The sequence below is a fragment of the Streptomyces canus genome (assembly GCF_030816965.1).
GTDB lineage: Bacteria > Actinomycetota > Actinomycetes > Streptomycetales > Streptomycetaceae > Streptomyces > Streptomyces canus_E.
In genome coordinates this window covers 9,981,120-9,994,877 of record NZ_JAUSYQ010000002.1, presented here as the reverse complement: position 1 = coordinate 9,994,877, position 13,758 = coordinate 9,981,120, and the positions used below count along the sequence as shown (strand labels likewise).

General features: G+C 68.7%; 13 protein-coding genes and 2 pseudogenes. 6 read left to right on the top strand and 9 right to left on the bottom strand.

From position 1 onward, the window contains the following. Positions 1-15 precede the first annotated feature (15 nt). Entirely contained in the window at positions 16-2,325 is a 2,310-nt protein-coding gene (locus tag QF027_RS46690; RefSeq protein WP_307081659.1) for a beta-L-arabinofuranosidase domain-containing protein, read from the top strand. 228 nt (positions 2,326-2,553) lie between these two features. On the opposite strand, the pseudogene QF027_RS46685 reads toward QF027_RS46690, so the two are convergent. The 3 genes and pseudogenes from QF027_RS46685 to QF027_RS46675 form a co-directional block, all read right to left on the bottom strand. Continuing rightward, a pseudogene (locus tag QF027_RS46685) lies at positions 2,554-2,709 on the bottom strand (fumarylacetoacetate hydrolase family protein); the annotation flags it as partial. Positions 2,710-2,952: 243 nt separating this feature from the next. Beyond that, positions 2,953-3,558, bottom strand: coding sequence for a dihydrofolate reductase family protein (locus QF027_RS46680; protein WP_306972782.1), 606 nt, complete (start codon positions 3,556-3,558; stop codon positions 2,953-2,955). A 204-nt stretch (positions 3,559-3,762) separates the two neighbouring features. After that, complete coding sequence (locus QF027_RS46675) at positions 3,763-4,614, bottom strand: class I SAM-dependent methyltransferase (RefSeq protein ID WP_307081657.1); 852 nt, start codon at positions 4,612-4,614, stop codon at positions 3,763-3,765. A gap of 266 nt (positions 4,615-4,880) precedes the next feature. On the opposite strand from QF027_RS46675, the gene QF027_RS46670 reads away from it, so the two are divergent. Together QF027_RS46670 and QF027_RS46665 are read left to right on the top strand one after the other, a co-directional pair. Then, entirely contained in the window at positions 4,881-5,879 is a 999-nt protein-coding gene (locus QF027_RS46670; RefSeq protein ID WP_307081655.1) for an RNA polymerase subunit sigma-70, read from the top strand. Positions 5,880-6,220: 341 nt separating this feature from the next. After that, positions 6,221-7,657, top strand: a complete 1,437-nt coding sequence (locus tag QF027_RS46665) for a glutamate decarboxylase (RefSeq protein WP_306972785.1) — start codon at positions 6,221-6,223, stop codon at positions 7,655-7,657. A gap of 180 nt (positions 7,658-7,837) precedes the next feature. Here the strand turns inward: QF027_RS46665 and QF027_RS46660 are convergent, their stop codons facing one another. After that, complete coding sequence (locus QF027_RS46660; RefSeq protein WP_444876110.1) at positions 7,838-8,023, bottom strand: zinc ribbon domain-containing protein; 186 nt, start codon at positions 8,021-8,023, stop codon at positions 7,838-7,840. A gap of 272 nt (positions 8,024-8,295) precedes the next feature. On the opposite strand from QF027_RS46660, the gene QF027_RS46655 reads away from it, so the two are divergent. After that, positions 8,296-8,880 (top strand): dihydrofolate reductase family protein, encoded by a 585-nt coding sequence (locus QF027_RS46655; protein ID WP_306972787.1) that lies wholly within the window; start codon positions 8,296-8,298, stop codon positions 8,878-8,880. Beyond that, the gene (locus tag QF027_RS46650; RefSeq protein ID WP_307081651.1) at positions 8,877-9,290 is read left to right on the top strand and encodes a VOC family protein; all 414 of its coding nucleotides are present in this window, start codon (positions 8,877-8,879) and stop codon (positions 9,288-9,290) included. The genes QF027_RS46655 and QF027_RS46650 overlap by 4 nt, the downstream gene beginning before the upstream one ends. Positions 9,291-9,479: 189 nt before the next feature. Here QF027_RS46650 and QF027_RS46645 read toward each other — a convergent pair whose 3' ends face one another. After that, positions 9,480-9,872 (bottom strand): VOC family protein, encoded by a 393-nt coding sequence (locus tag QF027_RS46645; RefSeq protein ID WP_307081650.1) that lies wholly within the window; start codon positions 9,870-9,872, stop codon positions 9,480-9,482. 373 nt (positions 9,873-10,245) lie between these two features. Here QF027_RS46645 and QF027_RS46640 point away from each other — a divergent pair. After that, positions 10,246-10,549: pseudogene (locus tag QF027_RS46640) on the top strand (NAD(P)-dependent alcohol dehydrogenase); the annotation flags it as partial. A 525-nt stretch (positions 10,550-11,074) separates the two neighbouring features. Here the strand turns inward: QF027_RS46640 and QF027_RS46635 are convergent. From QF027_RS46635 to QF027_RS46620, 4 genes are all read right to left on the bottom strand, one after another. Then, positions 11,075-11,980: an alpha/beta hydrolase gene (locus tag QF027_RS46635; protein ID WP_307082738.1), complete on the bottom strand. Its 906-nt coding sequence runs from the start codon at positions 11,978-11,980 to the stop codon at positions 11,075-11,077. A gap of 218 nt (positions 11,981-12,198) precedes the next feature. Then, positions 12,199-12,579 (bottom strand): hypothetical protein, encoded by a 381-nt coding sequence (locus QF027_RS46630; protein WP_307081648.1) that lies wholly within the window; start codon positions 12,577-12,579, stop codon positions 12,199-12,201. 193 nt (positions 12,580-12,772) lie between these two features. Then, positions 12,773-13,150 carry a hypothetical protein gene (locus QF027_RS46625; RefSeq protein ID WP_306972792.1) on the bottom strand — a complete coding sequence of 126 codons (378 nt, stop codon included), beginning with the start codon at positions 13,148-13,150 and terminating at the stop codon, positions 12,773-12,775. Positions 13,151-13,511: 361 nt separating this feature from the next. Further along, entirely contained in the window at positions 13,512-13,646 is a 135-nt protein-coding gene (locus QF027_RS46620; protein ID WP_307081646.1) for a hypothetical protein, read from the bottom strand. Between the last annotated feature and the right edge of the window lie 112 nt (positions 13,647-13,758).

The following is a 13,758-nucleotide window of genomic DNA, read 5'->3' as shown; positions in this document are numbered from 1 at the left end:
ACGAAGGAAGCAGTCATGCAGTCACTCCCCCGCAGCGCGGTACGCCTTCTCCCCGGCCCGTTCCTGGACGCGCAGGCCACTGCCCTGGACTACCTGCTGTCCCTCGACACCGACCGGCTCCTCGCGCCCTTGCGGCGCGAGGCCGGCCTGCCGCCGGTCGCCGAGTCCTACGGCAACTGGGAGAACTCGGGTCTCGACGGCCACACCGTCGGGCACGCGCTGTCGGGTGCCGCCCTCATGAGCGCGGTGACGGACGATCCCCGGCCGAAGGCCATGGTCGAACGTCTGGTTCAGGGCGTCGTCGAGTGCCAGAACGCCCTGGGCACCGGCTACGTCGGGGGCATCCCCGACGGCGTGCGGCTGTGGCAGCGGGTGGCCGCAGGACAGGTGGAGCGGGACTCGTTCGAGCTCGGGGGCGCCTGGGTGCCGTGGTACAACCTCCACAAGCTGTTCGCCGGCCTGCTGGACGCCCACCGGCACGCCGGCTGCGAGCCGGCGCTGACCTCCGTACGACGGCTGGCCGACTGGTGGGACCAGGTGGCGGCGGGGATGGACAATGACACCCACGAAGCCATGCTCCGCACGGAGTTCGGCGGCATGTGCGAGGTGCTGGCGGACCTGGCCGACGTCACCGGCACCGACCGGTACGCCGCCCTGGCACGGCGCTTCCTCGACCGGTCCCTGCTCGGCCCGTTGCGCGAGCACCGCGACGTCCTCGACGGGATGCACGCCAACACCCAGATCGCCAAGGTCGTCGGATACCAGCGGCTCGGCGAGGTCGACGGCGACACCGGCCTACGGGACGCGGCCCGGTTCTTCTGGCAGACCATGACCCGGCACCGCACGTTCTCCTTCGGCGGCAACTCCGTACGCGAGCACCTGCACCCCCGTGACGACTTCAGCTCCGCGCTCCAGTCGCCGGAGGGCCCCGAGACCTGCAACACCTACAACATGCTCAAGCTGAGCCGCGCGCTCTTCCTCGAAGAGCCCGACGCCGAGGTCCTCGACCACTACGAGCGCGCGACGGTCAACCACATCCTGTCGTCCCTGCATCCCAGCGGTGGGCTGGTGTACTTCACGCCCGTGCGACCGGACCACTACCGCGTGGTGTCGACACCCCAGAACTGCTTCTGGTGCTGCGTCGGCACCGGGCTGGAAAACCACGCGAAGTACGGCGAGTTGGTGTACACCGCCGAAGGCGACGACCTGTTCGTCAACCTCTTCGTCGCCTCCCGGCTGAGCCTGCCCGAACGCAACCTGGTGCTCGAGCAGACCAGGACAGCCCCCTACGACGACCAGGCCGAACTCGTGCTGCGCGGTGCTCCCGCCACCCCTGTGGCGATCCACATACGCGTCCCCGGCTGGCACGAAGGGATGCCGCACGTCCGTATCAACGGTGTACCGCCCGAGGATGGACCCGCCCCGCTCACGACCCGCCAAGGAACAGGCGGACAACCCCTGACATACGTGCGCCTCGAGCGGCAGTGGAGCGAAGGGGACACGATCACCCTGCGCCTTCACCCGCGCATCAGCGCCGAGCTGCTGCCCGACGGCTCGCCGTGGGTTTCGTTCCGCTACGGGCCCACCGTCCTCGCGGCCGAGGGCGACCGGGCCGGCCTGGTCGGGCTTTTCGCCGACGACTCCCGGATGGGGCATGTCGCCGACGGCCCGCTGCGGCCACTGGAGCACCTGCCCGTCGTACTCGCCCGCAGCACCTGCGACCTGACGGCCGGCGTGCGCCGAGTCGCCCCGGACAGGCCGGCGTTCGCCCTGGAAGACGTGGACGCGCGACCGGGCGAGTCCGTCACCCTCGTCCCGTTCACCGGCATCCACGACTCCCGCTACACCCTCTACTTCCCCCTGGCGGAACCGGACCGCCTCCAGGAGCGGCGGGCGGAGCTGCGCGCCGCCGACGAGAAGGCACTGAGCCTGCGTGACCGCACCGCCGACGCGGTTGCCGCGGGCGAGCAACAGCCGGAGAGCGACCACCGGTTCGAGGGGCAGGACACCTGGTCGGGCCTCACAGACGGGCTCAGGTGGCGGGCCGCCACGGGATGGTGGTCCTACCGCCTGACCGACGCGGACGGCACCGCCACCGGCCTGCAGGTGACCCACCTCTCGGACGGGAGCGCCGGAGCGACGCGTGTGCTGGTCGACGGCCAGGTGCTGGCCACGCTCAGGCCCTCTTCGTACCCCGAGGGCACGGAAATCTCCCAGGTGCTCCCGCTGGACGCACACTGCGGGGCCGGGACCGCCGAGATCCGGTTCGAAGCGGTGGGCTCCGCGACCACCATCCGGCTGCGCGAGGTACGCCTGGTGCGCTGAGCGACCCTCGGTGAGACCGTTTTTCTTCACACCAGACTCGGCTGCCGCCAGTCTCTTCATCGCCGCTCGCGAGGTTGAGGCACACGCGCACAGCGGCGTTGAGCAGGGCCTCGCGGCCGGTCCCGTAGGCCACGCGCTTGCGGGGCCTGGCGGGGGGCTTCCGGGAGCAATGGGGAGGGGTGAGCGCGCCCTACCCGTCCCTCGGGACCGCCGGACCGCCGCACGGCGTCATCGCGTCGACGGACGGATGCCGCGGAACTCCCCGTCGCCGCCGAGCGCGGTGGCCAGCACCTCCTCCGATTCCGTGGGCTGGGCGCCGACGTCGGTGGGTATCGGGGTGGGGCAGGTGACGATGTGGTGGGCGAGCCGGCCGAGGCCCTCGACGGGCCAGGGAGGACGGCAGCGCCGCACAGCCGCTTGCAGCCTCGTACTCGGGGTCGGTCGCCGCACACAGGGGGCCTGGTCGGCCTCGGGATGGCGCCGGTCGTGGGGGTGCTCGCCGGCGCCGTCGATCCGCAGCAGGTAGCCCAGGCCGTGGACCGGCTGCGGCCCGCGCCCGGTGCGTGAACGGCTGCCCGCGATCAGCTCAAGCACCGACGTCGATCGCCGGAGAAAGCCGCGGCCCAGCTAGTAGCTGTCGTAGCTGGGTTCACCGTTCGTCCGGTAGACGCCGAGGATGGTGCCACCCTTCGTCGTCGAGACGCTGACCGGCTCCAGCGCAGTGGGGATCGCTCCGTCGGCGAACAGCCGCTTGCCGGTACCGATGATCACCGGATGGATGGTCAGCCGGTATTCGTCGACCAGGCCGTGCCGCATGAGGGTCTGGGCGAGATCGCCGCTCCCGACCACGTTGATGTTGCCGCCGTCGGACGCCTTCAGCGTGCGTACGGCATCGACGGTGTCGCCCTCCAACAGCGTGGAGTTCTGCCACTCGACCGACGTCAGAGTCCGAGAGGCCACGTACTTGTGCATGTTGTTCATCCGCTCCGTGAACGGGTTGCCGGGATCGGCGGTCGGCCAGTACGACGCGAAGATCTCATACGTCTTGCGGCCGAGCAGCATCGCGTCGGAGTGCTCGTACCAACCGGCGATGGCCGTGCCGACCTCGTCGTCGGCCACCGGCTTCTGCCAACCGCCGTGCTCGAAGCCGCTCTCAGCGTCCTCGTCCGGGCCGCCCGGCGCCTGCATGACGCCGTCCAGTGTCAGGAATGTGCAAACGATGATCTCGCGCATGGTGCGCTCCCTTCGTCGAGGGGTAGACGGCACGATCGCCGGAAACTCATCGGCGGAGTTCCCGCGGCACAGCGGGGTGCCGCGGTTGCGGCACAGGGGCCGCGGGATGCCAGGCAACGGTCGACTCCGGCGGCGATGCAGCCCTTGTCTGCTCCACTCGTCAAGCCCCCTTGGACTCCATCACCTAGGGAACTGGGAGGCGCTCTACCGGCGGACCGCCGAGATCAGTCCGCCCGGCCGCTCCTCGGGCTGCGGCGGGGTGCTGAGCGGGCGGCCGTAAGCGGCGGCGCGCTCGCGCAGAGTGTGGCTGCCGGCCTCCCAGCCATGCCCGGCCAGCCAGCCCACCGGGTCGTCGGGCATCTCCGACACCCACATGGACGCCGCCGATCCCGGCGCGGCGTCCGCTCCGAAGCGCTCGATCACCCCGCGCGAGCCCAATGTCAGCCCCATCCGACTGCCTGGCGCCGACTGAGCGCTGATCCGGGCGAGCAGCAGCTCCACCGCATCCTCCGGCAGATAGATCAGTAGTCCTTCGGCGATCCACGCGGTCGGCACGGCCGGGTCGTGTCCTGCGGCGGCCAGCGCGCCTGGCCAGTCCTCACGCAGATCCACCGCGACGGTGATCCGCTCGCAGCGTGCGACGGCCCGCTCCTGGCGCAGCACCGAAGCCTTGAAGTCCAGTGGGGCGGCGGTGTCGACCTCGAACAGCCGGGTGCCCTCGGGCCAGTCCATCCGGAAGGCCCGGCCGTCCATGCCGGCGCCGAGCAGCACGACCTGCCGGACCCCGGACGCGGAGGCCTGCTGCAACAGGTCGTCGAGGAACCTCGTCCTGATGACGATGGAGAACGACACGGCCAGCCGGCGGCGTCGCGCGGCCTCGTCATCAGGCAGCGGCGGCGAGGAGGGCCACAGGCCGCCGGCGGCGGCGAAGGCCTGTGCCAGTGGGTCGCGGAACAGCGCGTTCTCCCGCTCGCTCTCCAGCGCCCGCACCCGGGCCACCCCCACCGCCGTGGCCCACACTCCCGACGGCTGCACCCGCTCCTGCTCATCAGTCACCGCGCCACCCTAGGTGATCGATCCAAGAGGACTGCTGAGGGGAGCCAGATCAACAGTCACCCTGTTGCACGCGACCGTACGAGGTGGACCAGCGCCTGAGTTCTGCTACCGGCCGAAGCTGTCGCGTCGGCGGAAGGCCGTGAACACAGCTGCCACAATCCCTCCCGGACGTCCGCAATGGTGCAGGCCGTCCTCGCCAGTGATGAGTTTTCGCACCCGTACCCGTCACACCTACGACGGGACACGACAAGGCGGAGGGCGACGCGATGAGTGCGGACGCGCGACTGGAGGAGCTGGGCGTGAGCGGGCTGGGTGAGGTCGACGCGTCGGCGTTCTCCGGGCTGGTCGAGCGGCACCGGCGGGAGCTGCACGTGCACTGCTACCGGATGCTCGGGTCGTTCGAGGACGCCGAGGACACCGTCCAGGAAACGTTCCTCCGTGCCTGGCGACGGCGGGAGACCTTTGAGGGGCGGTCGACGTTCCGTGCCTGGCTGTACCGGATCGCCACCAACGCCTGCCTGGACCTGCTCGCCAAGTGCCGCCCGGAGCCTGCGACCGGCGGCGAGGTGCTGTGGCTGCAGCCCTACCCGGACCGGCTGCTCGACGAGCTGCCCACGGGTGGCGCGGACGAACCGGAGACCGTCGCCATCGCTCGGGAGACGATCGAGCTGGCGTACCTGGTCGCGGTGCAGCACCTCGCGCCGCGGCCACGGGCCGTGCTGATCCTGCGGGACCTGCTCGGCTGGTCGGCCAAGGACGTCGGGGAGTTCCTCGGGGACTCCGTCAACTCCGTGAACAGCGCGCTGCAGCGGGCCCGCGCCGGCATGCGGGAGCACCTGCCCACCGAGCGACAGGACTGGACCAGCGGCGAGGAGGACCCGGGGACGCGCGAGCTGGTGCGCCGCTTCACCGACGCGAGCATCGCCAAGGACGTCGACGCTCTCACTGCCATGCTGCGGGACGACGTCCGCTGCTCGATGCCGCCCACCCCGGGCCTGTACGTCGGTCGCGACACGGTGGTGAACAACTGGGTCGAGGACGGATTCGTGGACCTGGGACGCCTGCGCTGCGTCCTCACATCGGTGAACCGGCAGCCCGCCCTCGCCTTCTACCTCTGGCGGGAGCGGGAGGGCGCGTACCTGCCGCTGACGATCGATGTCCTGCGCATCGCCGACGGGGCGATCACCGAGATCGTCATCTTCCACGACGACCAGTTCCTGCGGCTCGGGCTGCCGGAGCGCCTGCCGGCGGACGGCACGGAGTAGTCCCGGTGTGGCCGCTCACGCTGCGCGGTGGCGCGCCTGTCGCAGTGGTCGCGGCGGAGTGGTGCGACGCGTTCGGCGTCGTCACCCGCGGGCGGGTGCAGCTGTAGCTGCGCGATGGCGACTGCGGGACGGTCCTCGGAAGCGACGCAGGCTGCTGGCTCCGCGACACCGGTGCCCGCGCCCTGCGCAACCCCGTCCGTCGCACGGCAAGGCGTGATGGTCCCCACCCTGGCGCGGAGCCTCCGCACTCGGACCGATTGATGATCCCTCAACGGGGCAGCGCGCGGCGCAAGGACGTGTTCGATGCGCCGAAGTGACTCCTGGTGCGAGGGGTTCCGTTCGTGGCCGACGCGCGGTGCCGTCTCGGTGTGTCCCTCGTCGGGGGAACGCACCTGCGCTGTTTGAATCGCTGCATGACCAAGCGCGATGATGCACTTCTTTTCGGTAACCGATTCCTGACCGCGCCCGCTCCCTCGCAGACCTTCCCCGAGGAAGGCATGTCTGCGACGGACGCCATGAGGCTCGTTGATGTAGATCTCGCCATAGAGGGCGATCCACAGCACAACCTCGCCACATTCGTCACCACTTGGATGGAGCCGGAGGCCCAACGGCTGATCGCCGAGAACCTCCACCGCAATTTCATCGACCATGCGGAGTACCCCATTTCCGCCGAGATCGAGCAGCGCTGCGTGCGCATGCTCGCCGACCTCTTCCACGCGCCGGGCAGGACGACCGGCTGCCGGACCCAGGGCTCGTCCGAAGCGATCATGCTGGGCGCACTCTCGCTGAAGTGGAAGTGGCGCGAGCGCCGCCAGGCGGCAAACCTGTCGGTCGACCGCCCCAACCTGGTCTTTGGCGGAGACGTCCACGTCGTGTGGGAGAAGTTCTGCCGCTACTTCGACGTCGAGCCGCGAATCGTGCCGCTTGCGGAGGGCAAGTACACGATCGGCCCCGAGGACGTGGAGCCCCACCTCGACGAGAACACGATCGGCGTCGTCGCCGTCCTCGGTACCACCTTCACCGGCCACAAGGACGATGTCGTCGGGATCGACAAGCTTTTGCGGGACGTCCGCGAAAAGCGGGACCTCGACATCCCGATCCACGTCGACGGCGCCAGCGGCGCATTCGTGTGGCCCTTCCTCTACCCGGACTCAAAATGGGACTTCCGGCTCGAGCAGGTCCGTTCGATCAACGTCTCGGGACACAAGTACGGCCTCGTCTACCCCGGCATCGGATGGCTGGTCTTCCGCGAGGAGTCCGACCTGGCCAAGGACCTCGTGTTCTACGAGAACTACCTGGGCAAGACCGACGCGACGTTCACGCTGAACTTCTCCACCGGTGCGTCGATGGTGCTCGCGCAGTACTACAACTTCGTGCGGCTCGGTCGTCAGGGCTACACCTACATCATGAAGATCATGCAGCAGAACGCCCGCGCATTGGCCGACAACCTGCGCAGCGGCGGCCGCTTCGAAGTGATCGGGAGCGACCTCGAGCAACTGCCGCTGGTCGCTTTCCGTCTCGTCGGCGAACACGCCTACGACGAGTCCGACATCGCCTGGCAGCTCTCGGCCGAGCGAGGCTGGATGGTGCCGGCATACACGCTCCCGCCCAACGCGGAGCGGGTGAAGATCCTGCGCGCCCTCGTCAAGGAGACCCTGAGCCGCGAGCAGGTCGAGCGGCTGAGCCAGGACATCGCCGACGCGTGTCGCACGTTGGACGACAAGGGTGCGGCCCACGGGATCGAGCGGGCCCAGGTCAAGCGCGGCACCGGCTACTGACGCACGGCGCCGGAGCAGGAATTTCGGGGGACGGCCATCGGAGATGCGACCCCAGCCGACTCCGGCGCCGAAGACTTGACGTCCGCTCCGCAGGCCAAGGCCCGGGGATTCCGACCACGGTCGGCGGACCGTCTCGGTGGGTTGCTGCTTCACCGCGCCAGGCCGGTACGAACACGGGTCTTACCTGCAGCCACGAGCTGACCCCGCCAGTCCGGAGGCCCTGGCGACGTTGACCGCCGCGTTGATAGCCCGGTCCAGGACGACCCCGCACGTCCCTCGCTCCCACACACGCAGGTGCCGGGGCTTGGGGCCGTCCTTGACGCCGCACTGCGAGTAGAGGTGGGAGGTCTGCTCGAACCGTTTGATGCGCACCCCACCTCGTCGCTCCCGTCCGTGCCGGAGCATGCTTCGAGCGCGGCCACCCCGTCGAACGCCCCGGGAGCCACCCAGCTTCAACGACCTCGTTTCCTCCACAGATGTTGACTGCAACTCCGCGCGCCGACCCCTGGGCATCAGGGCCGGCGCGTGAAGCCGATGACTTTGCCGGTTGCCTGAGGTCTCCCTTGTGACATGCCCGTCCCGTCGGCAGACCAGGAAGCGGTGGCTCCTGGTGCCATGGAGGAGAGATGGAGACCAGGATGCACAATCCGATTCGGCTGTACATGTCGATGTCGCTCGACGGCTATATCGCCGGCCCCGACGATCGGCCAGGGCAGGAGCTCGGACGCGACGGCGGACGGCTTTTCAACTGGCTCGACGACCGGGAATCCGGCGGTCCCAGCGGACAGGTCTACCGCGAAGCGCTGGCTACCGGCGCGCTGATCTCCGGCCGACGGACCTTCGAACTCGCCGGGCGCTGGCAGGGTGACCACCACGACGGCGTACCGATCCTCGTCCTCACCCACCATGTGGACGACGGGGACGTGCCACCCGGCCACGCGCGATTCGTCACCGACGTCGAGGACTGCGCCCGTCAGGCTCGCGCCGCCGCAGGGGACCGGCCGGTCATGGTCCATGGGGCGGGCGCGGCCCAAGCTCTCCTCCGAGCCGGGCAGATGGACGAGATGGAGATCCACCTGGTTCAGGTCCTCCTCGGGGACGGCCGACGACTCTTCGACCACCTCGGTAGTGATCACATCGAACTCGACCTCGTCCGACGGCTCGAGGATCGTGACGTCACGCACCTCCGTTACCGGGTGCGCCGACCCGGGGAGGCCGCATGAAGACGCTCTTCGTCGCCTACCGCGTCACCGATCTGGATCGCTCGCTGGCTTTCTACACCGCCTTGGGCTACGTCGAGCTGGGCAGGGTCGAGGTCGGCGACGGGAGTCGCCTCGTGATCCTCAAGTTCCCCGGCGAACCGACAGCCTCGCTAGAACTGGTCCACCGTCCCGCCGACGGACGCGTCGACGTGGGTAGCGGAGTCGACCACCTCGCGATCCAGGTGGAGACGCTGACGGTCACCCTGAAGACGCTGACTGAAGCCGGACTGGAGCCGGAGCCTGTCCAGTATCCGGGCGGCCCTCACGGCCCGAAGACGTCGTGGCTCACCGACCCCGACGGTTACCGGATCGAGCTGGTGGAGTGGCCGTTCGGACATCCCGACGGCATCACCGCAGCAGACTTCTCCTGAGGAGCTGGTCAAGCAGGCCACGCCGCATGGCGGCACTGGCTGCCCGACGGACTCCCTGGCGCGCATGGCCTGGAAAGCCGGGGCCGTGGGCCGTCCGCCGCTGGAACGCCAGGCCAAGCACTTCCTTGCCTTCGTCGGCGTCGCCGCAGCCCTCATCGGCCACCGCGGCTCACCGCGTGACAGAGCCTGTCACGCGCTCGGGCCGGTGCGTACAAAGAAGCAGAACGGGTGTCCCGCCGGGTCGAACAGGACGCGTACATCATCCTGAGGCTGGAAGTCTGCCACCGTCGCCCCCAGGGCGAGAGCATGCTCGACGGCTGATGACAGATCGTTCACCTCGATGTCCAGATGCATCATCATCTGCTGCTCGGACCGTGTGGAAGGCCACCGCGGGCGGGCGAAGAGTGGCTCTGTCTGGAACGACAGCCCGGGACTGCCATCGGGCGGAGCGATCTCTGCCCAGCCGGGTTCCACCTTCCGCATCGGCCATCCGAGGAGGCCCTGATAGAACTGCGCCAACTCGTGGGCGTCTGGTGCATCAAGAGTGGTCGCGGCCAGCGTGAAACGCGGTTGCGGGTTCATGCAGTGCTGCTGCCCCGTTTCGCTGCTGCAAGGCCGGCCACCACTCCTCTCGGCCGTTACCGATGCCTCGCGTTGCCCGGACTACTGCGCCTCCGTTCAGCCGCAAGAGCTGGGACACGGTGAGGGCCATGAGCATCGCGGCACAGCCCGGTACGACGTCCTCGACCCCGTGGGATGGCCCATATCCCGGGCGGAACATTTTTGATGGGGGCGGTCGACTTCTCTCCCGAGGAGCGGCCCGTGCACCCGGTGACCGTGGACGGGTTCTGAATGGATGTCCTGAACGGATGTCCATCCGGTCGCCGTCGCCGCGTTCCGGAAGTTCGGAACGCCACCGGCTACGTCACCGTGACCGAGCGTCAGTTGAGAGCATATGGCTGACGCCCGCGACCGGTTCGACGTCATCATCGACACCATCGCCTCCCCGCACGATCTCGGCCCGTACCTGCGCCTGGTCGCCATGGTCGGGACGCTCAATCACCTCGGATACCTGGGACCCGTCACCGTGGAGACCACCGACCTGCTCGTGGGACGCAAGAAACTCAGCTCCGCAGGCAGCGGCGGCAGTCCCGCGACCGCCGCCATGCTGGACTTCTGCGGCGAGCACGGCATCACCTCCGACATCGAACTGCTCCCCTCGTCGCTACCGCTTCGTACTCGACATGTCCGACCTGGGCTGGACGGCGAGGGCCAGGAACCGCAGTACGTCTGGGGTTCCATCTACCTGGCCGCACGCCGCATCGCGGCCATCCGCACGCGCAACAAGGTGGCCAAGGTCCAGAACCCAGCCGCTGAACGGGGGCGGAACGACTTTGTAAAGGCGCCGGTCACGGATCAGGGCCCACAGAACGTGTGTGGTAGTGGCGGCGGCGGTGCAGGTTGCCGCTCCGCTTCCCGGAAATCGTTCGGTGCCGGATCCAAACCAGCGGGCCAGGTTTCGGAAGGTCGCCGCACGCGGGGCAGTTGCGAAGATATGCCTGTTGATGGAGCCATGACCCCGCGGCCGCGTTCAGGTCATCGGAGTCCAGCCCGATCAGCCACCCACCGCAGCGTTCGCGCGCTCGGCGCCCCCACCGTATGGGAGATCTTGGAGGGGGCAGGGATCCCCCCACCCACCGCCCGGCCGCCTTGTCCACGACCTGGTGCGGCTTCCGGCGCTCCCAGGGAGAGGCACTCTTGGCCTGCGACTCCTTCGAGTTGCCCTATCCCCCCTGCCCTGCGAGTGTGTCCAGGATTTCTGCGACCGGGACGGGATCCAGAGGGCCGACGTGTGACGCCACGGGAAAATCGTGCACGCGGAAGCTGTTGCCGGGCGTGAACGCGTCGGCTTCCGCGATCATCCTGTCCTGGAGTGCGGTGGCGATCGTCCGGTCCCTGCCGAAACGCAGGTAGGTGCGGGGAATGCGTCCCCAGCTGCCGGCCCGGCCGACCGCTCGGCCCGCATATGCGGCGACGGGCTCGTCGGTCTGCATGCCGGCCAATAGCCGGCGGAATTCGGCGTCGGGGTAGTCCGCGCAGATCATCTCCTTCAGGAGGGCCAGCTCACGGCTGTCACCTGTCCGGAAGTTCAGTCGCAGTACACCGAGCCGGTCCGGATCACCCACCGTCAACTCGACCGGGCTGACGGCGTTCGCGTTCTCGGGTGCCGCCGTGCAAGCGTCCGCTGTGGGCAGGACGCGGCTGGGACAGAAGGCCGCCATGTAGCAAATGTGGTGCAGCAGATGCGGTACGGCATCGCCGACACGGCTGACCGATACGCCACCCAGGCTGTGCCCGACCAGCACCACCGGTCCGTTCCGTGCCGCCCGCCGCACGATGCCCGTGACGCGCGCCTCGTAGTCCTCCAGCCCGAGGCCCTTCAGCGGGGAAGGCTCGGCCGCCATCGCTTTGAGGTCCTGCCGCTGATACGACTCCGGCACGAAAGCCTCCGCGCCATGCCGCGGCTGGTCCACCATGACGACGCGGTGACCGCGCAGCGTCAGCTCCCGCGCGATCGGCATCCAGAACGCGCCGGCGCTGTGGGTACCGTGCACCAGGACGTAGGTGGTGAGCCCGCGACGCGGGTCGGCTGCGGCCGGCGAGGTTCCGAGCCCGGTGGACAGTGCCATGCCCCCCACCGCGAGTCCCAGCCCACGTAATGCCGTCCGCCTGGTGGTACCCGTTCGTTCTTCGTTCGTGTCATCCATCATGAGCACGAGGCTATGAACGGCCCGCTTGGCCCGCCAGCGGTCCAGCACCACCACAGGGGTGGGCCCAGCACCACCTTCCCATGCAGCCGTTCCGCGTGGTTTGGAAGCGTGGAACTCCCGTACTCACGGACAGAAGGTCATCTTCGGTCCGGCATCGCGCCAGGTTGAGGACCGGGGTCACGGACGGGACGGCCAACGTCGGACGGCCAACCGGGACGGAAGCGTTCAACGTAATCTGCGAAGTCGCCACGCAGATACCGAGAATCGGCCGGCTTCAGCCGGATCTGCTGGCGGCTGTCAGCACACCAGATCTCGAACTCACCGACGGTGCCTTCCGCTGGCCAGTCCTCACTCCGATCCGGAAGCAACGCAGCATCGACGAAGCCTCCGACGGTCAGGCCGATGTCCACGAAGATCCCGATCACGCCGGGTCGAGGAACCTTCACGACAGTGCCCTCGAAGATCTGCCCGAAGCGCAGGCCCCTGCGAATCCGAACCCACTCGGCATCTGGCACCACGAACACATCATCGCATCTTCGTCTGGATCGCGAGCGACTGGACGACACAGCACTGCCGTCTCAATTTCTGCAGTGACGGCGCGAGGTCAGGTCCGTCGGTTCGTTGGGCGAGGAGTCGGGCGGCCCGCAGTCGACGCAGCCGCCGGTGCTCACGGTTCAGCGTCCCGCAGTTCCGCGAGGTGTTCGAGCCATGTCAGTTGGTAATAGTGACGCAGGGAAGGCCCACACTGCTGTCGCCGATGAAGCCTTCCGCGCAGAGTCGGGTGCCCGCGGGGAAGTGACGCTGAGGGTAGGCCTGATCCCGGTAGGTCCGGAACGCGGCGACGTCTTCGACCTTGGTGTTGGCGCTCCAGCCGTTGGTGGTCCACACGCGGGCGCTGATGCGGTGGGGTTGGCTGGTGTTGACCACCGAGATTTCCACCCGGCCCAGATAGGTGCCCTCGTCGTAGGTCTGGATACAGACCGAGTGGTTGCACCACTTGCCGTCTGCCGCAGCGGGCGGATCATCATCGACCAGCTCAGCGCCCTGCCCTCCAGCATCAACACCACCCTGCAACGCTGGCTGCACCACACGGCATCACAGTGACCGAACGCATCGACGGCGAGACACGACCGTGCGGTGTGCGCAGTTCCCACCGACCCACGCAGAGCAGCCACCATGCGTCCTGGCCCCTCCCCCAGGGCTGACCGATGGCCTCCAGGACACGGCGGTGTCGGCCTGTGAGTCGATCGTCAGCTGCACACCCTCCCTTGTACCGGAGCCCGCACCGCACTCGGGTCGGCCGGCGGCCGGCAGACCGAGACGGGCCCGGCGATCGGCTGGCGCAGCACGGGCAGCACGGGCAGCACGGGCAGCACGGGCAGCACGCTGTAGAAGATGACGTCCTGGGGGTTCAGCCCGAGCAGGCGTAGGACCAGCCCTGGCGTTCCCCTCAGTTCAGCCGGATCCCGCCGTGGCCGACGAAGCGACCGACGTCCCAGGCGAGGACCATGTAGGTGGCCAGGCCGTCTTGGAGGCTGTTGTGGCCGGCCCCTACGATGCCCGGCGGAATGCAGAAAGCACTCACAGGACCGACGGGGCGGAGTGCATGGACTTCGCGACTCCGTAGGCAACGCCAGCAGATCTGCGGCCAGCCATGGGATCGGGCGCAGCACAATCGTCAGGCTCGCAGGGTGGCG